The organism is Geodermatophilus saharensis (assembly GCF_900188205.1).
In the GTDB taxonomy this organism is placed as follows: domain Bacteria; phylum Actinomycetota; class Actinomycetes; order Mycobacteriales; family Geodermatophilaceae; genus Geodermatophilus; species Geodermatophilus saharensis.
Genome location: NZ_FZOH01000007.1, coordinates 156985 through 175118 on the forward strand (window position 1 = coordinate 156985; position 18134 = coordinate 175118).

Here is an 18134-nt window from a genome sequence, read left to right on the forward strand (position 1 = left end):
GGGTTCAGCGGGACCGGCGGGCGGTCCGGGCGCCGTAGAGCGTCGGCAGCCCCTCCGCGGTGAGCACCCACTGCCCGCTGCCCACGGGGGCCGCCCGCACCTCGCCGCCGTCGAGGCCCTGCACCTGGCGGGTGCGCCACACCGAGGTGCTCACCAGGGTCAGCCGCACGGGCTCGTCGTCGGGGTCCCACTCGTCGTAGCCCTCGGGCTCGAAGGCCACGATCGCCGGGCCGGCGATGCGCAGCAGTCCGCGCTGCCACGGGACGGCGGCCAGCGCCCGGCGCCAGCGCAGCGCACGCGCCAGCGCGCCCAGACCCGCGGCCGCGGCCACGAGACCGCCGAGCACCAGCCCCACGACCACCAGCCCGGCAAGGGGCACCGGGCGGCCGCGGTCCTCGGCCACGCCGATCGCGACCGCGCCCAGCAGCACCGCGAGGACGACGGCGATCACCCCGCCGGCCAGCCACCGCAGCGCGCCGGCGCGGTACCCCTCGAGCGCCGCGCGGGTGTGCGGGTCGTCGGCGGCCGGCTGCACGTCCCCATGCTCGCAGGCCCGGCGTCCGGGGCGGCACCCGCGCGCGGGGACGTAACGTGGTCCGGATGCCTGCCGACCGTCCCGCCACGCTCTCGGCGTGGCTGCGCACCCGCAGCGACGCCCAGCTCGCGGCGCTGCTGGCCGCGCGACCCGACGTGGCCCGCCCCGCACCGTCGGACGTCATCGCCCTGGCCAGCCGGCTGGCGGTGCCGGTGTCGGTGGACCGGGCCCTCGACGACCTCGACGCCGCCACGCTGCAGGTGCTCGACGTCGTGCTGCTCGCCCCGACCGACGGCGTGGAGGCCGCCGAGGTCGCCGCCTCGCTGCCCGGGCTGCCCGAGGACGTCGTCGCGGCGGCCGTCGAGCGCCTGACCACCCGGGCGCTGCTGTGGGGCGACGACGTCCTGCACGCCCCCGACCACGTGCGCCGGGCGGTGCGGTACCCCGCCGGGCTGGGCCGCCGCGCCGCCGAGCTGCGGGTGACGCTGCCGGCCGACCTGCCCGCCGCCGTCGGCGCGCTGGACCCCGCCGAGCGCCAGGTGCTCGAGCGGCTGGCCGGCGACCGCCCGGTGGGGCACCTGCCCGAGACCGGCGGCGGCGCGGCCTCACCCGCGCGGCGGCTGCTGCAGGCGGGGCTGCTGGCCCGCGTCGACGCGCTCAACGTCGAGCTGCCCCGGGAGATCGGGCTGCTGCTGCGCGGCGACCGGCCGTACGGCCCCTCCCGCCCGGAGCCGCGGCCGGCCGTCGTCGAGCGGGACCCCGCCGCCGTCGACCGGCAGGCGGCCGGTGCCGCGCTGGAGTCGGTCGGGCGGGTGGGCGAGCTGCTGGCCGTCCTCGAGGAGGAGCCCGCGGGGCTGCTGCGCAGCGGCGGGGTCGCCGTCCGCGACCGCAAGCGGCTGGCCAAGGCGCTGTCGGTCTCCGAGACCGACGCCGGCTGGCTGCTCGAGCTCGCCTTCGCCGCCGGCCTGCTCGACGTCGGCGGCCCGCACCGCGACGAGTGGCTGCCCACCCGCGGCTACGACCTGTGGCGCGAGCAGCCGCTGGCCGACCGGTGGGCGGCGCTGGCCGCCGGCTGGCTGGACAGCCCGCGGCTGCCCTCGCTGGTCGGGCAGCGCGACGTGGCGGGCAAGGCGGTCAACGCGCTGTCCCCCGACCTGGTGCGGCACACCGCGCCGGCGATCCGCCGGTCGGCGCTCACCGCGCTGGCCGCCTCCCCGCCGGGCTCGGGCCTGGCGCCCGACGACCTGGTCGCCCTGCTGCGCTGGCGGACGCCGCGGCGCGCCGACCGGCTCGCGCCGGTGCCCGACGTGCTCGCCGAGGCCGCGCGGCTCGGCGTCCTGGTCGGCGGGGTGCTGTCCACCGGCGGGCGGGGGCTGCTGACCCGCGGTGAGGAGGGGGCGGCCGACGGGGTGCAGGGCCTGCTGCCCGAGCCGGTCGACCACGTGCTCGCCCAGCCCGACCTCACGCTCGTCGCCCCCGGGCCGCTGGTGGCCGCGCTGGCCGACACGCTGTCGGTGGTCGCCGACGTCGAGTCCTCGGGCGGGGCGACGGTGTTCCGGGTGTCGGAGTCCTCCGTGCGGCGGGCGCTGGACGCCGGGTGGTCGGCCACCGGCCTGCACGACCTCTTCGCCCGCTCCTCGCGCACGCCGGTGCCGCAGGCGCTGGACTACCTCGTCGACGACGTGGCGCGGCAGCACGGCCGGCTGCGGGTCGGCTCGATCGAGTGCTACGTGCGCTCCGACGACCACGGGCTGCTGTCCCAGGTGCTCGGCGACCGGCGGACGGCGGCGGCCGAGCTGCGCCGGCTGGCACCGGGGGTGCTGGTCAGCGGGCTGGGCGCCGACGAGGTGCTCACCGTGCTGCGGGGCGCCGGGTACGCCCCGGCCGGGGAGTCCCCGGGCGGCGCGGTGCTCACCCGCCCGCCGGCGCGGCCGCGCGCCGCCGGCCGCCGGCCCGGGCTGCCGCCGTCGGCGGCGGCCCGCCCGCTCACCGAGGCGGAGACCGCGGCCACCGTGCGGGAGATCCGGGCCGGTGACGCCGCGCTGGCCGCCCGGCCGGCGGCGCCGGTGCGGCAGGTCCCGGGCGTCACCACCGCCGGCACGCTGGAGGTGCTCTCCCGCGCCATCCGCGACGGCGTGCCGGTGTGGCTGGGCTACGTGGACGCCCAGGGCAGCGGCAGCCAGCGCGTGGTGCAGCCGGTGTCACTGGCCGGTGGTTTCCTCCAGGGCTGGGACGAGCGCCGCCAGGAGAGCCGCACCTTCGCGGTGCACCGGATCACCACGGTGGCGCTGGTCGACGAGGAAGCACCGGCCGCCGGCAACGGTTGACCAGTCCAGACGCCCGCCGAGGAGAGGCTCCCCATCACGTGAACGACGGACCGCTCATCGTCCAGTCGGACAAGACCCTGCTGCTCGAGGTCGACCACCCGCAGGCCCGCGACTGCCGCGCGGCCATCGCGCCGTTCGCCGAGCTCGAGCGCTCCCCCGAGCACGTCCACACCTACCGGGTCACCCCCTTGGCGCTGTGGAACGCGCGCGCCGCCGGGCACGACGCCGAGCAGGTCGTCGACGCGCTGGTGCGCTACTCCCGCTACCCCGTGCCGCACGCGCTGCTGGTCGACGTCGCCGACACCATGGACCGGTTCGGCCGGCTGACGCTGGTCAACAACCCCGTGCACGGCCTGGTGCTCACCACCACCGACCGCGCGGTGCTCGAGGAGGTCGTCCGCTCCAAGCGGGTGGCGCCGATGATCGGCGCGCGCATCGACCCCGACACCGTCGTCGTGCACCCCTCCGAGCGCGGCCGGCTCAAGCAGGCGCTGCTCAAGGTGGGCTGGCCGGCCGAGGACCTCGCCGGCTACGTCGACGGGCAGGCGCACCCGATCGAGCTGGCGCAGGACGGCTGGCACCTGCGCGACTACCAGCGCGAGGCGGTCGAGGGCTTCTGGGCCGGCGGCTCGGGCGTCGTCGTCCTGCCGTGCGGCGCGGGCAAGACGCTGGTCGGCGCCGCGGCGATGGCCGAGGCCAAGGCGACCACGCTGATCCTGGTCACCAACACCGTCTCCGGGCGGCAGTGGAAGCGCGAGCTGATCGCGCGCACCTCGCTGACCGAGGACGAGATCGGCGAGTACTCGGGCGAGCGCAAGGAGATCCGCCCGGTCACCATCGCCACCTACCAGGTGATGACCACCCGCCGGAAGGGCGAGTACCGGCACCTGGACCTCTTCGACGCCCAGGACTGGGGCCTGATCGTCTACGACGAGGTGCACCTGCTGCCCGCGCCGATCTTCCGGCTCACCGCCGACCTGCAGTCCCGCCGCCGGCTGGGGCTGACGGCGACGCTGGTGCGCGAGGACGGCCGCGAGGACGACGTGTTCTCCCTCATCGGGCCCAAGCGCTACGACGCGCCCTGGAAGGACATCGAGCAGCAGGGCTACATCGCCCCGGCCGAGTGCATCGAGGTGCGCGTCGGGCTCGACGACGAGGAGCGGATGACCTACGCCGTCGCCGAGCCCGAGGAGCGGTACCGCATCGCGGCCACGGCGACGTCGAAGCTGCCGGTGATCCGGCGGGTGCTCGAGCGGCACCCCGAGGAGCCCTCGCTGGTGATCGGGGCCTACCTCGACCAGCTCGAGGAGCTCGGGCGGGCGCTGGACGCCCCGGTGATCCAGGGGTCGACCACCAACCGCGAGCGGGAGAAGCTCTTCGACGCGTTCCGCGCCGGGGAGATCCGCACGCTGGTCGTGTCGAAGGTCGCCAACTTCTCCATCGACCTGCCCGAGGCCGCGGTCGCCGTCCAGGTGTCGGGGACGTTCGGGTCGCGACAGGAGGAGGCCCAGCGGCTCGGCCGGGTGCTGCGCCCCAAGGCCGACGGCCGGCAGGCGCACTTCTACACGGTGGTCAGCCGCGACACCCTCGACGCCGAGTACGCCGCCCACCGGCAGCGGTTCCTCGCCGAGCAGGGCTACGCGTACACGATCGTCGACGCCGCCGACCTGGCCGGCCCGGGTGAGGTCAACGGCCCCGACTGGGTCGACGAGCCCGCCGACTAGTCCTGGTGCACTTCCGCGGAAGTGCCCGGTCCGGCCCCGGTCCCTGCGGACCGGGGCCGGACCGTCTCACCCCTCGGTGAGCTCGTGCAGGACGTCGGCGGCGTCGGCGTTGCCCTCCTCGGCCAGCCGGCGCAGCTCGGCCAGGTCGCCCCGTTCGCTCGCCCGCTGCACGAGCTCGTCGGCGGCGTCCCGGTAGCCGAGGTCGGCGAGCCGGCGGAGTTCGGCGAGGTCGCCCTGCTCGCCGGCCAGCTCGATCAGCTCGTCGACGGCGTCGCGGTCGCCCTTGGCCGCCCGCTCGCGGAGTCCGGCGTACTCGGGTCCGGTCATGGCTGCAGGATGCTCCCGTGGCGGGTGAACGGGACCTGGACCGCCTGCTGTCCGGCATGGCGCCACGGCGTGCGCCCGGGACGTACGTGTTCACGACCGTGCCGGGCTCCGAGGTGCCCGACGGACTGACCCCCGTGGCCACGGTGCGGGAGGACGAGGGGCTCACCCTGGTCCTCCCCCGTGAGGAGGCCGACCGGGTGGGGCTCTGCTACGACTACGTGGCCGCCCGCATCACGCTGCTGGTGCACTCCGACCTCGCCGCGGTGGGTCTCACCGCCGCGGTGAGCACCGCCCTGGCCGACGCCGGGATCAGCTGCAACGTGCTGGCCGGCTACCATCACGACCACCTGTTCGTCCCCGCGGACGAGGCCGACCGTGCCCTCACCGTCCTCGGGGGACTGACCCGCCCCTAGTAGGGCGGTGGGGTGGTGGTGGCGGTGAGGCCCGACGGTGTGGTGACGGGGAGGGTGCCGTCGGGGGCGAGGTGGTGTGGCCAGCCGGGGGCCTGAGGAAGGACCCCGCCCTCCCCACCCTTCGCAAGCTCAGGGCGGGACCCTGAACGGGGCCGTCGAGCGGTGGTGGCCGGTGCAGGAGCCGGCCAGGTTGGCCGCGGTGGTCGGCCCGGCGGGCCAGGGGGTGTGGTGGTCGAGTTCGCCGCGGCGGGGGACGAGGCGGCGGCAGCCGGGGAAGCGGCAGCGGCGGTCGCGGGCGCGCACGTACCGGTCCAGTGCCGCGGCGGGCCGGTAGCCGGGGCTGGCGCCGGGGGCGACGAGGCCGGTGCCGGCGCGGGCGGCCTGCTGCGGGGCGGGCAGGTCGGTGAGAGCGAGCAGGGCGCCGGTGAGGGTGTCGGTGAGGGCGAGGCGGGGCCGGTCGGCCAGCCCGCCGCCGGCGGTGCGACCGAGCAGGTCGGCGAGGTCGGCACGGGCCTGATCGGTGGCGGCGGCCAGTGCGGTGAGGACGTCGCGTGCGGCGCTGACCCGGCCGGCGGGGCTGGTGGCCCAGGTGGTCTCCTCGGCGGTGTCGGCGCGCTCGGCGGTGGCCACCAGCCGGCGGGCGTGACCGAGGGCACGGTCGAGGGCCAGCAGGGCGGCGTCGTCGACGGCGCGGTCGGCGCGCGCCCACCACCCGTCGGGGACGGCCGGGGCGGAGCGGTGGCGCACTGCCGGGTCGTCGGGCCCGGTGTCGGGTGGTGGTCCGTCCTCGTCGAGGTAGCAGGGGGCCGGCTCGGCGTCGAACTTCCTGGCCAGGATGCGGCGTTCCATCTCCTCCGACCAGCGTGCGAAGTCCTCCTCCTCGGACACAACCGCGGACGTGCCCGCCGTTTCAGGGGACTCCGTGTCGGTCGGCTCGTTATCGGTCGGCTCGGACTCGGTCGGCTCGGACTCGGTCGCGGCGGTGTCGACCCGGTGGCCGGTGAGGGCGGCGAGCAGCGCGCGGACACCTCCGCGGGGACCACCTGCCCGTCGATCTCGCACGCGGCGTCCCCGCCCAGCAGCGCGCCCACGGGTGCGACCACGGGTGCGACCACGGTCAAGGCCACCTGCACCGGCGGCAAGCCGCACTCGCCGGGGCGCAGCACCAGCTCCAGCAGGCAGTCGGCCATCTCCTGCCCCCTGGTGCGGCCATCGGCCGGGTCGGCGGGCAGCGCGTCGGCATACGCCCCGAGCGCCGCCAGCAGCGCGGCGGCCTCCGGGGTGGTCAGCAGCGCCGACACCACACTCATCCCATCGGTGCGGTCGGGGCGGGCGGACACGCCGCGCCGGCGGACGGCGCGGGCCAGGTCACGGGCGGCGTCGCGGGCGGCGTGCCTGAGCACCACCCGGCGCACCTTGTCGCCCAGCTGCGCCGGAGTGGTCACCGACCGGGCCGCCACCCAGCCCAGCAGCTCGCCCTCGACGCGGGCGCGCAGCGCGTCCTCCGCGATCGGCGCGACGTGCTCGAGCAGGCACACAGGTGCCCGACGTGCAGCACCCCGGACTGCAGCGCGGCCAGCACCCGCGGCAGCCGCCCCACCAGCGTCAGGGAGCGGACCAGCTCCTCCTCCGCCCGCTGGGTGGTCACGTTCAGCGCGATCGCCAGCTCGGAGGTCGCCCACTCGCTCACCGGACGCAGCACCTCCGCCCGAGACGCCCACCGCTCCGCCGCCATCGCACCCGCCTCACCGGGCTGCCGATCGGCCGAGGCCGGCCGCGACGCGGCAAAGGCAGCGATCGCCCGCGCCCGCAGCGCCGTCTGCCGGCCGATCTCCCGGTCGGCGGCCTGCACCGCGCCCAGCGGCCCCGACGCCCAGCCCACCACGGGCTCGTCGACCGCCAGGACCTCCGTCGCGCGTTCGATCACAGGTTCGAAAGATGAGGACGGCAAGTCGAACCCGCAGGTCAGAGAGGAGGGGCACCTGCTGACATCCCGATAGAAGGCTCCGCGAGCCCGCACGGACGCCGCCCGACACTGATCGACCGGCTGCTCTCGGAGCTCTCCCGAAATACAGTTCGTCCATGTCCACGAAGGACCTGCAGGCACTCGTCCGGCGACGGCTGTGGGAGCTGGGCGGGTCCGTGTACGAGGCCTCCCGCCGCGCGCGCGGTGCGGTCGGGCCCGAGGTGCTCGAGCGGCTCGCGCACACCCGCGGCTGGGCGTTGATCAGCCCGTGGATGGCCGGCCACCTCGCCCGCGCCCTCGACGTCCCCGAGAACCGGGTGCGACGCGCCGCCGGGCTGCCCGAGGTCCCCGACCCCCGGGCGGACGTGCCCACCGGCCCGCACCTGCGCCTCGTGCAGAACGGCGAGGACCGGGGCTGATCAGCCGGCGGCGCGGGCGGCCGTCCAAGCGGCGATCTCCGCCCGCGACCGCACGCCCAGCCGCGCCAGGATCTGCTCGACGTGGGACTCCGCGGTCCGCGGTGAGATGACCAGCCGGGCCGCGATCTGCCGGTCGGTCAGGCCCTCGGCCACGAGGCGGGCCACCTCCTGCTGCCGCGCGGTGAGCGGGCCGGCCCCGGCACCGGCCTGCGGCACGGCGGGCGTCGGCCGCTCGTCGAGCGCCAGGGTCACCGCGCCGGTCCGGTCCAGGGCGGCGCCCTCCCGGTGCAGGGCTCCCCAGCGGCGGTCCCCCAGCGCGCGGCGGGCCGCCGTCGTGCACTCCTCGCGCCGCCGGGTGAGCGGGGCGGGCAGGTCGGCCGGGATGGACCGCCACACGGCCTCGGCCGCGCCGCCGAGCCGCGCCGCGCGCTCCCACGCCTGCCGGGCCGCGGCCGCCCAGCTCAGCGCCTCGATGCACAGCGCCGTCCCGCTCCGGTCGTCGACCTCCCGCATCAGGCCGAGCGCGGACCGCTCGAGCGCGGTGGCCTCGTCCGGTTCCCCGGTGGTCAGCCGCACCAGGCCCAGCCCCCACAGCGCGTGCGACCGGGTCCAGGGGTCACCCCGCTCGGCGAGCGCGAGGCTGCGGCCGAACGCCTCCGCGGCGTCCGCGTCCCGTCCGGCGAGCAGCGCGGCCACCCCGACGTCGGCCCAGCAGAAGGCCTCGTACCGCCCGTCGGCCGCGGCGTGCCGCGCCGCCGCCTCGCGCAGCAGCCGGTCGGCCGCGGCCAGGTCGCCGTCGAACAGCGCGGCCTGACCGAGGTACTGGGTGGCCGTCGCGACGACGGACGGCGCGCCGCAGGCCTCCCCGAGCTCCCGCGCCCCGGTGAGCAGCGGGACCGCCGCCGCGGGGTCGGTCGCCGCCAGCGCGAGGAACCCGGCGGCGACCATCCCGCGGGCCCGGGTGCGGGACGGCTCCGGGCACGCGGCGAGGAGGTCCTGCAGCCGGCGGCGCCCCTCGCCCAGGTGGCCGCGCGCCGCCCAGTACAGCCACAGGTCGGCCGCCATCACGAGGCCCCGCTCGGCGTGTCCGGCCAGGTACACGTCGAGTGCCGCGCCCAGCTCCGCGTGCACGGCGTCGAGCCGGTCGAAGGCGGCCACCTGCCCCGGCCCCACGAACTCCGCGGACGCGGCCGCGACGAGCCGGGCACACCAGCCCGCGTGCCGCAGCCGCACCGCGTGGGCCTCGCCCGCGGCGTCGAGCAGCTCCCGGCCGTAGGCGCGGACCGTCTCCAGCATCCGGAACCGGCGGCCGCCCGGCCCCGGCACGGCCTCCAGCAGCGACGCCGCCACCAGCCGGTCCAGCGCGTCGAGGACCGCGGGAGCCGGCAGCACGTCGTCGGCGCACACCGCCTCGGCGGCCGCCAGGGAGACGTCGCCGGCGAACACCGACGCCCGGCGCCACAGCACCCGGTCGGCCTCGGTGAGCAGCTCGGCGCTCCACTCCATCGTCGCCTGCAGGGTGCGGTGGCGCTCCGGGACGGCGGTCCCCGACCGGCGCAGCAGGCCGAACCGGTCGTCGAGGCGGCCGGCGAGCTCGGCCGGGGTCAGCGTCCGCAGCCGGACGGCGGCCAGCTCGATCGCCAGCGGCAGGCCGTCCAGGCGCCGGCACACGTCGGCGAGGGCGGCGTCGTCGACAGGACCGAGGACCAGTCCCGGCACCGCCGCCGTCGCCCGCTGGACCAGGAGCGCGACGGCCTCCGACGGCGTCCCCGCAGCCGGCCGGTCCCGGGACGGGACGCCGAGCGGGGGGACCCACAGCACCGCCTCGCCGTCGACGTCGAGCGGCACCCTGCTGGTCGCCAGCACCCGCAGGCCCGGGCAGGTGGCGAGGAGGGTGTCCACCAGCACGGCGCACGCGTCCTGCAGGTGCTCGCAGTTGTCCAGCACGAGCAGCACCTGCCGGTCGCCGACGACCTCGGCCACGGTCGCGGGCAGCCAGCGGCCGGACACGTCCCGCACGTCGAGGGCGCGCGCCACGTGCTCTCCCACCCGGGCCGGGTCCGCGACGGCGGTCAGGTCGGCCAGGGTCACGCCGTCGGTGAACGACCGGCGCAGCTCGGTGCCCGCGCGGACCGCCAGCCGGGTCTTCCCGACCCCGCCCGGGCCCACGAGGGTCACGAGCCGGGAGCCGGACAGCAGCCGCCGCACGTCGGCCAGCTCGGCGCGTCGCCCCACGAACGAGCTGCGCTCGGCCGGCAGCCCGCGGGTGCGGTCGAGCCGGTGCCCCGCCATGCCGCAGGACCGTAGCGACGCCCGTACGGGAGAGGGGGCGTTCCCGTACCGCCGACCGGGGTTCTCCCGATGTCCCCGGCGGCGGAGCCGGACAGGGTGGCCGCCGTGGACGGCACCCGGCGGACGGGGAGGTCGGCGCCCCCCGGGGACGCGGACCTCTTCCTCGTCGAGTTCTGCGCCACCTGGGCGGCCGACGACGCGGCGCAGGTGCACCACGCCCTGCGGTACGCCGTCCGGCGCCTGGCCGCCGCCGGGACGGCGATCCGGTGGTGCAGCGGGCTGCTCGTCCCCGCCGAGCACCGGGTCCTGTGCCTGGTGGAGGCCGGCAGCCGCGACGACGTCGTCCTCGCCCGGGACACCGCCGCGCTGCCGAACGCGAGCGTCCACCGGGTGCGCCCGCTCCCCGATCCCCCGTCCCCCCGACACAGAGGCAGGTCCTGACGTGTCCGCTCTCGACGACACCCGCACCGGCCGCCGTCAGGCGGCCCCTCCCGGCACACCGGCACGCGGCTTCCGCGGCTGGACCGCCCGGCACCCGATCGGCGCGTTCCTGGCGATCGCCCTCCCCCTCGGCTGGGCGGTGCTCGGGATCCCCGCACTCGCCGACCACGGCGTGATCCCGGGCGGTGAGCTGCCCGGGGAGGTCTTCGCCCTGGCCGCCACCGTCCTGGTCCTGCTGCCCACCGCCGTGTGGGTCGTGTCGGTCACCGAGGGCCGGGCGGGCGTCCGGGCGCTGTTCGCCCGCACGTTCCGCTGGCGGTTCGGACCGGGCTGGTGGATCGCGGCCCTGGCCGCCCTGCCGGTGGCCACCGTCGTCGTCGGTCTGCTGCTCGGCCGCTCCCTGGCGAGCGACCCCGTCGCGGTCCTGGTGGAGGCCGTGCCGCTGATGCTGCTCCCGGTGGTCCTGGTCAACCTGTGGGAGGAGACCGTCTGGGCCGGCTTCGTGCAGACCCGCCTGGAGCGCCGGCACGGGCTGCTCGCCGGCTCGGCGCTGACCGCCGTCGCCTTCGCCGCCATCCACCTGCCGCTGCTGCTGTGGGGCGAGGTCACGGTGGAGTCGGTGGCGACCGGGCTGGGGATCGTGTTCGGCGCCGCGCTGGTGTTCCGGCTGCTGGTCGGCGTGTTCCTGCGGGGCGCCGCCGGCAGCGTCCTGGCCGTCGCCGTGCTGCACGGCGCCTGGAACGGCAGCAGCGGCGAGGGCGGGCTCGTCGACGAGCTGCTCTCGGGCGGGCAGCCGGTCCTCGCCGCGGCCCTCGGCCTGGTCGTGGTCACCGCCGTCGCCGTCGCCGTCGTCCGCCCCGACCTCACCCGGCGCACCGCCGCGGGTGCGCCCGTCCGCCGCTGACGAGGGGTCCCGCCGCCGCGCCGCCCGCACGCCGGGCGGCGCGGTCGCGCGCGACGGACCGGTCCGCCCGCAGCGTGAGACACACCACTCACCGGGCGTGGCCGACGACGTCCGCGCAGGTCAGCGACGTGCGGACCGGCGCGTATACGTCGTCGCGCGGCAGGCGCGCGGGAGGCGGCCGGTTGGGCGTGTCCCGGCGGCCGCAGGCAGGATGAGCCCCGAGATGGCGAGTGCAGCACGGGCCGGGGCGGTCGCCCCGCAGACGACCAGCCGACCGCTCCGGGCGTGGCAGCAGGCCGCCCTCGAGCGCTACGAGGAGGCCGCCCCCAAGGACTTCCTCGTCACCGCGACCCCGGGCGCGGGCAAGACGACCTTCGCCCTGACGCTGGCCGCGCGGCTGCTGCAGCGGCGCGAGGTCGCCCGCGTCATCGTCGTCTGCCCGACCGACCACCTGCGGCTGCAGTGGGCCGACGCCGCCGACCGGATGGGCATCGTGCTCGACCCCGGCCTGACCAACGCCGTCGGCCCGGTGCGCGCCGGCACCCAGGGCTACGTGACCACGTACGCGCAGGTGGCGGGCAAGCCGATGCTGCACGCCGCGCGCGCCACCGCCGTCAAGACGCTGGTGGTCCTGGACGAGGTCCACCACGCCGGGGACGGGCTGTCCTGGGGCGAGGCGATCGAGGAGGCCTACGGCTTCGCCGCCCGCCGGCTGTGCCTGACCGGGACGCCGTTCCGCACCAAGCCCGACGAGCGGATCCCCTTCGTGCGCTACGAGGAGGACGGGTTCGAGGGCGACGCCGGGGAGGCCGGCGCCGGGCTGGTCAGCCGCGCCGACTACACCTACGGCTACAAGGAGGCGCTGGCCGACGACGTCGTCCGGCCGGTCGTCTTCGCCGCCTACACCGGCACCTCGCGCTGGCGGAACTCCGCCGGGGAGGTCGTGGCCGCGTCGCTGTCGGAGGCCGGCACCCGCTCGGTGGAGATGGCCGCCTGGCGCACCGCGCTGGACCCCAAGGGGCAGTGGGTGCCGCACGTCATCGCCGCGATGGACGAGCGGATCACCCACCTGCGCGAGCACGGGGGCATGCCCGACGCCGCCGGGCTGGTGCTGGCCAGCGACCAGGACGACGCCCGCGCCTACGCCCGCATCGTCAAGCGCATCACCGGCAAGGCGCCCGAGCTGATCCTCTCCGACGACCCGAAGGCGTCGAAGAAGATCGAGCGGTTCGCCGCCGGGTCGGCGCGGATCGCCGTCTGCGTGCGGATGATCTCCGAGGGCGTCGACGTGCCGCGCGCCGCCGTCCTGGCGTGGATGACCTCCTACCGGACGCCGCTGTTCTTCGCGCAGGCCGTCGGCCGCGTGGTCCGCTCGCGGGCGTCGCACGAGACCGCCACGGTGTTCCTCCCCGCCGTCCGGCCGCTGCTGGGGCTGGCGGCGTCGCTGGAGAAGGAACGCAACCACGTCATGCCGCCGCCCAAGGCGGCCGACCCCGAGGCGCTCGACCTCGACCCGCTGCCGCCCAAGGAGCGCGAGGCGGTGGGCCTCAAGCAGTGGGAGGCACTGGAGGCCGACGCCCGCTTCGCGCACGTGCTGCACGGCGGGACGGCGCACACCGGTTCCGACGGTGCGGTGATCGCGCCCGAGGACGAGGAGTTCCTCGGCATCCCGGGCCTGCTCACCGCCGAGCAGACGGCGTCGCTGCTGGCCAGGCGCGACGACGAGCTGCGGCTGCGGATCGCCCAGCGGGTGCACGAGGAGGACACCGGCGAGCTGCCGGTCGTGGAGGACCACCCCGACGAGGACGACGCCGGCCGCTCGTGGCGCGACGCCGCCGAGCTGCGCCGCGAGGTCAACCGCCTGGTCGCGCGGGTCGCGGCGAAGACGTCGAGGCCGCACGGCGTGGTGCACACCGAGCTGCGCAAGTCCGTGCCCGGTCCGCCGTCGGCGTCGGCGTCGGTCGAGGTGTTGCGCGCCCGCCGGGAACGCCTGCGCACGATGCTCTGAGGCCGGGCACTTCCGCGGAAGTGCCCGGCCTCAGCCGGTGGGGAGCAGGCCCCGCGACGCGGCGACGGCGACGGCCTCGGTGCGGCTGCCGGCGCCGAGCTTGGCCAGGATGTTGCTCACGTGCACGCTGGCGGTCTTCTCGCTGATGAAGAGCTCGCCGCCGATCTGCCGGTTGGTGCGGCCCCGGGCGAGCAGCGCGAGCACCTCGGTCTCGCGCGGGGTGAACACCGCCGCGGTGTCCACCACGCGCCCGGCGCCGGGCAGCTCCAGCCGGGCGCGGCGGGCGAGCGCGGCGACCGCGTCGGCCAGCGGCCGCGCACCCAGCGACCGGGCGGTGTCGGCGGCCGACGTCAGCGGCCCGAGCGCGGCGTCGCGGTCTCCGGTGGCCACCAGCGCCTCGGCCAGCCGCCACCGGGAGCGCGCCTGCTCGTAGACGTGCCCGTAGCCGAACGCCTCGGCGGCGGCCGACCACAGCTCGGGTGCGTTCTCGCCGGCCAGCCGGGCGGCCTCGGCGTCCAGCCGCGCCACCCAGGCGTCGGCCTCGACCCCGTGCGGCCCGACGGCGCGGGCGTGGTCGGCGACCGCGTCACGACCCAGGGCCACCAGTGACTCCCCCGCCGCCGTCCACCCGGCCAGCGCCGCGGCGTCGCCGGTGAGCCGGGCGGTGACCGCGGCGTCGGCGACCGGGGCCAGCGCGGTGGCCACCAGCCGCACGACGGCGAGCCGCTCGTCGCCCCACAGCTCGGCCAGGGTGGCCGCGGCGCTGCGCGCGGTGTCCAGCGCGGTGGCCGGGTCGCCGGTCCAGGCGGCGAGGTCGATCTCGGCGCCCGCGGTGGCCAGGAGCAGCAGCACGTGGGCGTCCAGCCGCCCGGCCAGGCCGCGCGCCCAGGTGATCCGCGCGGCCGCCGCCGGGTCGCCGCGGCCGACCTGCACCAGCAGGCCGGCGGCCCGCACGTGCGCCGCCATCTCCGGCACGCGGGCCAGCCGGTCGGCCAGCGCCAGGCTGCCGTCCCAGTCGCCGAGCACGTACCGCGAGACGACGCCGAGGTGGCGCAGCTCGGCCGCGTAGAACGACCACTCGACGCCGAGGACCTGCGCCCGGGCGAGCCCCTCGTCGCTCCAGCGCAGCGTCTCGCGCACCGTCCCGGCCTCGTAGGCGACGATCGCCAGGTTGAACAGCACCCGGATCTCGACGTCGGCATCGCCGGACCGGCGGGCCCGCGCCAGCGCCTCCTCCAGCCGCGCGGTCAGGCCGTCCCCGCCGCGGGAGCGGGCCAGCGTCACCGCGACGTCGGCCCAGGCGCTGTCGAGGCCGAGGGCGTCAGCGGCGGCGAGGGCCTCCTCGGCGGCGGCGTCGCCATCGGCGCGGCGGCCGACCTCGTAGCAGGCCCGCGCGTGCGTGGCCGCGGCCCAGGTGCGCACCGGGGAGGGCGGCGCGGCCGGGACCAGCGCCATCGCCGCGGTGGTCTCGCGCACCGCGGAGGCCTGGTCCTCGATGCGGGCCAGCGCCTGCGCCAGCGTGTAGTGCACCCGGGCGCGCAGCTCGCGGTCGCCGTCGGGGCCGAGGACGTCCTGTGCCGCCCGCAGCAGCGCCACCGCCCGGTGCAGCTCCCCGCCGCGGCGGGCGGCGGTCGAGGTCTCCAGCAGCAGCTCGGCCTGGCCGCGCCCGGCGCGGTCGGCGGCGCCGGGCACCGCCGGCCACAGCGCGAGCGCGGCCTCCAGGTGCTGCAGCTGCTCGGCCGGGGCGCCGACGCGGCGCGCCTCGTCGGCGGCCTCCAGCGACGCGGCCAGGGCGCCGGCCAGGTCGTTGCTCTCCCGCAGGTGGTGGGCCCGCTCGGCGGCGGTGCCCGCGGCCGGGACGGCGGCCAGGTGCGCGGCGACGGCGGCGTGCAGCCGGACCCGCTCGCCGGGCAGCAGGTCGGCGAGGACGGCCTCGCGCAGCAGCGCGTGCCGGAAGCGGTAGGCGCCGTCGGGGCCGACGACGAGCAGGTGCGAGTGCACCGCCTCGGCCAGCGCCCGGTCCAGCTCGGCGTCGGAGAGCCCGCCGACGGCGGCGACGAGCTCGTGCCGCACCCGCCGGCCGGCCACCGCGGCCACCCGCAGCACCTGCTGCGCGCCGGGCGCCAGCTGCTCGACCCGGGTCAGCAGCACGTCGGTGAGGCCCAGCGGCAGCGTCTCCCCCGCCAGGCCCGCGGCCAGCAGCTCCTCGGCGTAGAAGGCGTTGCCCTCGGCGCGGGCCACGACGTCGTCGACGGTGCGGTCCGGCACGCCGGCGGCCAGGCCGCGCACCAGCTCCTCGACCGCGGCGTCGGGCAGCGGGGCCAGGTCGAGCCGCTCGACGCCGGGCAGCCGCACCAGCTCGGCCAGCAGCGGGCGCAGCGGGTGCCGGCGGTGCAGGTCGTCGGAGCGGTAGGAGGCGACGACGGCGACCGGCTCGTCGCCGAGCCGGGCGAGCAGGTAGCGCAGCAGGTCGCGGCTGGAGCGGTCGGCCCAGTGCAGGTCCTCGAGCACGACGAGCACCGGCGCGTCGGCGGCCAGCCCGGCCAGCGCGCCGGCGACGGACTCGAACAGCTGCAGCCGGCCGTCGTCGACCGGCGGGCGCAGGGTGCGGACCGGGCTGGGCAGGTCGGCGGCGTCGGGCTCCCGGCTCCCGACCCGCGCGGCGAACAGACCCGCGGCGTCCTCGCCCAGCTCGGCGGCGACCGGCCGCAGCAGGTCGACGAAGGGCAGGTAGGGCAGGCCTACCTCGCCCAGGTCGACGCAGTGGCCGACGAGCACCCGCAGGCCGCGCGCGGTGGCCCGGGCGGTGAGCTCGTCGAGCAGGCGGGACTTGCCGACGCCGGCGTCGCCGGCGACGAGCACGGCCGAGCCGCGGCCGGTCACCGCGCGCTCGACGGCCGCCTCCAGGGCGGCCAGCTCACCGGCCCGGCCGACCAGGGGTCGCTCGTCCCACCGCGGCACGGCGCCGATCGTGGCATGCGCCGCCGACAGGACGGCTGCCTCGGGGGTGGCCACTGGTGTGGTGTCGGAACGGCCCCGTGCAGGGTCCCGCCGCGAGCGTGCGAGCGGCGGGGGGCACGGGGGTCCTTCGTCAACGCGGCCGGCGCAGCCACGAGCCGCGCCGCGCGCCGCGCCGGGTGCCGTGCCCGATCGCCTGCAGCACCTCGCGCCGGTAGGCCAGCTCCGCCTCGAGTCCGGGGTTGGGGTAGGTGTTCACGACGGTCTCCTCGTGTGGTCGTCCGGTGGGGACGGCGACCACGGTCGGCCTGAGGCGGCACCCCGGGCATCGGGCGACCGGGCAGTCCTCGCCCGCTCCTGGCGTCTGAGACCCCCTCAGACGCACCTGGCGCGCGCCTGAGGAGCCGGGCGGCGAGGCTGGGCACATGGCCGACCTGCCCCCCACCGTCTTCGTCCTCTTCGGCGCGACCGGCGACCTCGCCTCGCGGCTCGTGCTGCCGTCGTTCGACCAGCTCCAGCGGCGCGGCCTGCTGCCCGCGGACTGGCGGCTGATCGGCAGCGGCCGCGGCGAGCGGTCCGACGACGAGTTCCGCGACCTGGTCCGCGGCGCCCTCGCCGAGCACGGCGACGGCGACCCCGCCGACGGGCTGCTCGACCGGCTGCGCTTCGCCGGCGGCGGGCACACGCCCGAGGACCCCGGGCAGCTGCTCGACGAGGTCCAGCGGGCCCGCGAGGAGCTCGGCGCGGACGCCCAGCTGGTGCACTACCTCGCCGTCCCGCCCGGGGCGTTCGAGGGCATCACCCGCGCGCTGGACACCCACGGCCTGGCCAAGGGCGCCCGCGTCGTCTACGAGAAGCCCTACGGCACCTCACCGGAGGGGTTCCGCGAGCTCGACGAGCTGGTGCACTCCGTCCTCGACGAGGAGCAGGTCTTCCGCATCGACCACTTCCTCGGCAAGGAGGGCACCCAGGACCTGCACGTGCTGCGCTTCGCCAACGGGCTGTTCTCCTCGGTGTGGAACCGCGAGCACGTCGCCCAGGTGCAGGTCGACGTCCCCGAGACCCTCGACGTCGCCGACCGGGCGGAGTTCTACGACGCCACCGGCGCCACGCTGGACATGCTGGTCACCCACCTGTTCCAGGTGGCCGCCGAGGTGGCCATGGAGCCCCCGGCCTCGCTGACGCCGGCCGACCTGCAGGAGGCCCGCGAGGCGGTGCTGACGGCGTTCCGGTCGCTGTCCCCCGAGGACGTCGTCCTCGGCCAGTTCGACGGCTACCGCGGCCTCGACCACGTCCCCGACGACAGCCGCACCGACACCTTCGTCGCCGCCCGGCTGTGGGTCGACACCGACCGCTGGCGCGGCGTGCCGTTCCTGCTGCGCACCGGCAAGCGGCTGGCCGAGAGCCACCAGCGGGTCACCCTGGTGATGCGGCGGCCGGACGGGCCGGTCGGGCCGACGCCCGGCGGCGGCAACACCGTGTCGCTGTCCCTGAAGGGCGCCGGCTCCCTCGACCTGGGGCTGGTGGCCAAGCGCCCCGGGCCCGACCTCGACCTCGCCGTCGCGGGCGCCTCCCTGGACCTGGGCGAGGTCCCCGGCGGGGAGCCCCTGCCGGCCTACGCCTCGCTCATCCACGACGTGCTGGTCGGCGACCGGTCGCTGTTCACCACCGGGGCCGGGCTGGCGCAGGCCTGGCGGGCGGTCGCGCCGCTGCTCGACGCCCGGCCGCAGGTGCAGCCCTACGCGCCCGGCTCCTGGGGCCCGGAGGCGGCCGACGTGCTGGCCGACCCGTGCGGGTGGGTGCTGGGCGGTTGAGGAGGA

Annotated in this window: 15 protein-coding genes and 1 pseudogene; 8 read left to right on the plus strand and 8 right to left on the minus strand. The window is 77.5% G+C overall.

Annotated elements, in window-relative coordinates; all coding sequences use genetic code 11:
- Window positions 1-4 precede the first annotated feature (4 nt).
- A complete protein-coding gene (locus CHC04_RS17245) occupies window positions 5-535 on the minus strand; it encodes a hypothetical protein (protein WP_089405168.1) in 531 nt (176 codons plus the stop codon).
- Window positions 536-600: 65 nt separating this feature from the next.
- Here CHC04_RS17245 and CHC04_RS17250 point away from each other — a divergent pair, with 65 nt between their 5' ends.
- Both CHC04_RS17250 and CHC04_RS17255 read left to right on the plus strand, forming a co-directional pair.
- Window positions 601-2862: a helicase C-terminal domain-containing protein gene (locus CHC04_RS17250; protein ID WP_089405287.1), complete on the plus strand. Its 2262-nt coding sequence runs from the start codon at window positions 601-603 to the stop codon at window positions 2860-2862.
- A 38-nt stretch (window positions 2863-2900) separates the two neighbouring features.
- On the plus strand, window positions 2901-4586 hold the full coding sequence (locus CHC04_RS17255) for a DNA repair helicase XPB (protein WP_089405169.1): 1686 nt from the start codon (window positions 2901-2903) through the stop codon (window positions 4584-4586).
- A 66-nt stretch (window positions 4587-4652) separates the two neighbouring features.
- On the opposite strand, the gene CHC04_RS17260 is transcribed toward CHC04_RS17255, so the two are convergent.
- Entirely contained in the window at window positions 4653-4913 is a 261-nt protein-coding gene (locus tag CHC04_RS17260) for a hypothetical protein (RefSeq protein ID WP_089405170.1), read from the minus strand.
- A 17-nt stretch (window positions 4914-4930) separates the two neighbouring features.
- Here CHC04_RS17260 and CHC04_RS17265 point away from each other — a divergent pair, with 17 nt between their 5' ends.
- Window positions 4931-5326, plus strand: a complete 396-nt coding sequence (locus tag CHC04_RS17265; RefSeq protein ID WP_089405171.1) for an ACT domain-containing protein — start codon at window positions 4931-4933, stop codon at window positions 5324-5326.
- A gap of 129 nt (window positions 5327-5455) precedes the next feature.
- On the opposite strand, the gene CHC04_RS17270 is transcribed toward CHC04_RS17265, so the two are convergent.
- From CHC04_RS17270 to CHC04_RS17275, 3 genes and pseudogenes are all read right to left on the minus strand, one after another.
- Entirely contained in the window at window positions 5456-6175 is a 720-nt protein-coding gene (locus CHC04_RS17270) for an HNH endonuclease signature motif containing protein (RefSeq protein ID WP_141233841.1), read from the minus strand.
- Between the two features lie 239 nt (window positions 6176-6414).
- Window positions 6415-6864 (minus strand): annotated as a pseudogene (locus CHC04_RS25605) (DUF222 domain-containing protein); the annotation flags it as partial.
- On the minus strand, window positions 6768-7253 hold the full coding sequence (locus CHC04_RS17275) for a hypothetical protein (RefSeq protein WP_089405173.1): 486 nt from the start codon (window positions 7251-7253) through the stop codon (window positions 6768-6770). The gene CHC04_RS17275 and the pseudogene CHC04_RS25605, both read right to left, overlap by 97 nt.
- Before the next feature lie 155 nt (window positions 7254-7408).
- On the opposite strand from CHC04_RS17275, the gene CHC04_RS17280 reads away from it, so the two are divergent.
- The gene (locus CHC04_RS17280) at window positions 7409-7711 is read left to right on the plus strand and encodes a hypothetical protein (protein WP_089405174.1); all 303 of its coding nucleotides are present in this window, start codon (window positions 7409-7411) and stop codon (window positions 7709-7711) included.
- Here CHC04_RS17280 and CHC04_RS17285 read toward each other — a convergent pair whose 3' ends face one another.
- On the minus strand, window positions 7712-10003 hold the full coding sequence (locus tag CHC04_RS17285) for an ATP-binding protein (RefSeq protein WP_089405175.1): 2292 nt from the start codon (window positions 10001-10003) through the stop codon (window positions 7712-7714).
- Between the two features lie 105 nt (window positions 10004-10108).
- Between CHC04_RS17285 and CHC04_RS25055 the strand changes: the two genes are divergently transcribed.
- The 3 genes from CHC04_RS25055 (at window position 10109) to CHC04_RS17295 (ending at window position 13356) form a co-directional block, all read left to right on the plus strand.
- Complete coding sequence (locus tag CHC04_RS25055; protein ID WP_245817368.1) at window positions 10109-10444, plus strand: hypothetical protein; 336 nt, start codon at window positions 10109-10111, stop codon at window positions 10442-10444.
- A gap of 1 nt (window position 10445) precedes the next feature.
- Window positions 10446-11348 (plus strand): CPBP family intramembrane glutamic endopeptidase, encoded by a 903-nt coding sequence (locus tag CHC04_RS17290; protein WP_245817370.1) that lies wholly within the window; start codon window positions 10446-10448, stop codon window positions 11346-11348.
- 223 nt (window positions 11349-11571) lie between these two features.
- Window positions 11572-13356: a DEAD/DEAH box helicase gene (locus CHC04_RS17295; protein WP_089405177.1), complete on the plus strand. Its 1785-nt coding sequence runs from the start codon at window positions 11572-11574 to the stop codon at window positions 13354-13356.
- A 30-nt stretch (window positions 13357-13386) separates the two neighbouring features.
- Here CHC04_RS17295 and CHC04_RS17300 read toward each other — a convergent pair whose 3' ends face one another.
- On the minus strand, window positions 13387-16317 hold the full coding sequence (locus tag CHC04_RS17300) for a helix-turn-helix transcriptional regulator (protein WP_089405288.1): 2931 nt from the start codon (window positions 16315-16317) through the stop codon (window positions 13387-13389).
- Window positions 16318-16447: 130 nt separating this feature from the next.
- A complete protein-coding gene (locus CHC04_RS25370; RefSeq protein ID WP_281252251.1) occupies window positions 16448-16573 on the minus strand; it encodes a hypothetical protein in 126 nt (41 codons plus the stop codon).
- 166 nt (window positions 16574-16739) lie between these two features.
- Between CHC04_RS25370 and CHC04_RS17305 the strand changes: the two genes are divergently transcribed.
- On the plus strand, window positions 16740-18128 hold the full coding sequence (locus CHC04_RS17305; protein WP_089405178.1) for a glucose-6-phosphate dehydrogenase: 1389 nt from the start codon (window positions 16740-16742) through the stop codon (window positions 18126-18128).
- The last annotated feature ends 6 nt before the right edge of the window (window positions 18129-18134 follow it).

Excerpts from the sequence above, each read along its gene's own strand:
- CHC04_RS17280 (WP_089405174.1), top strand. The coding sequence starts at position 7,409 with ATGTCCACGAAGGACCTGCAGGCACTCGTCCGGCGACGGCTGTGGGAG.
- CHC04_RS17295 (WP_089405177.1), top strand. The coding sequence starts at position 11,572 with ATGGCGAGTGCAGCACGGGCCGGGGCGGTCGCCCCGCAGACGACCAGC.
- CHC04_RS17305 (WP_089405178.1), top strand. The coding sequence starts at position 16,740 with ATGGCCGACCTGCCCCCCACCGTCTTCGTCCTCTTCGGCGCGACCGGC.
- CHC04_RS17250 (WP_089405287.1), top strand. The coding sequence starts at position 601 with ATGCCTGCCGACCGTCCCGCCACGCTCTCGGCGTGGCTGCGCACCCGC.
- CHC04_RS17260 (WP_089405170.1), bottom strand. The coding sequence starts at position 4,913 with ATGACCGGACCCGAGTACGCCGGACTCCGCGAGCGGGCGGCCAAGGGC.
- CHC04_RS17285 (WP_089405175.1), bottom strand. The coding sequence starts at position 10,003 with ATGGCGGGGCACCGGCTCGACCGCACCCGCGGGCTGCCGGCCGAGCGC.
- CHC04_RS17270 (WP_141233841.1), bottom strand. The coding sequence starts at position 6,175 with ATGGAACGCCGCATCCTGGCCAGGAAGTTCGACGCCGAGCCGGCCCCC.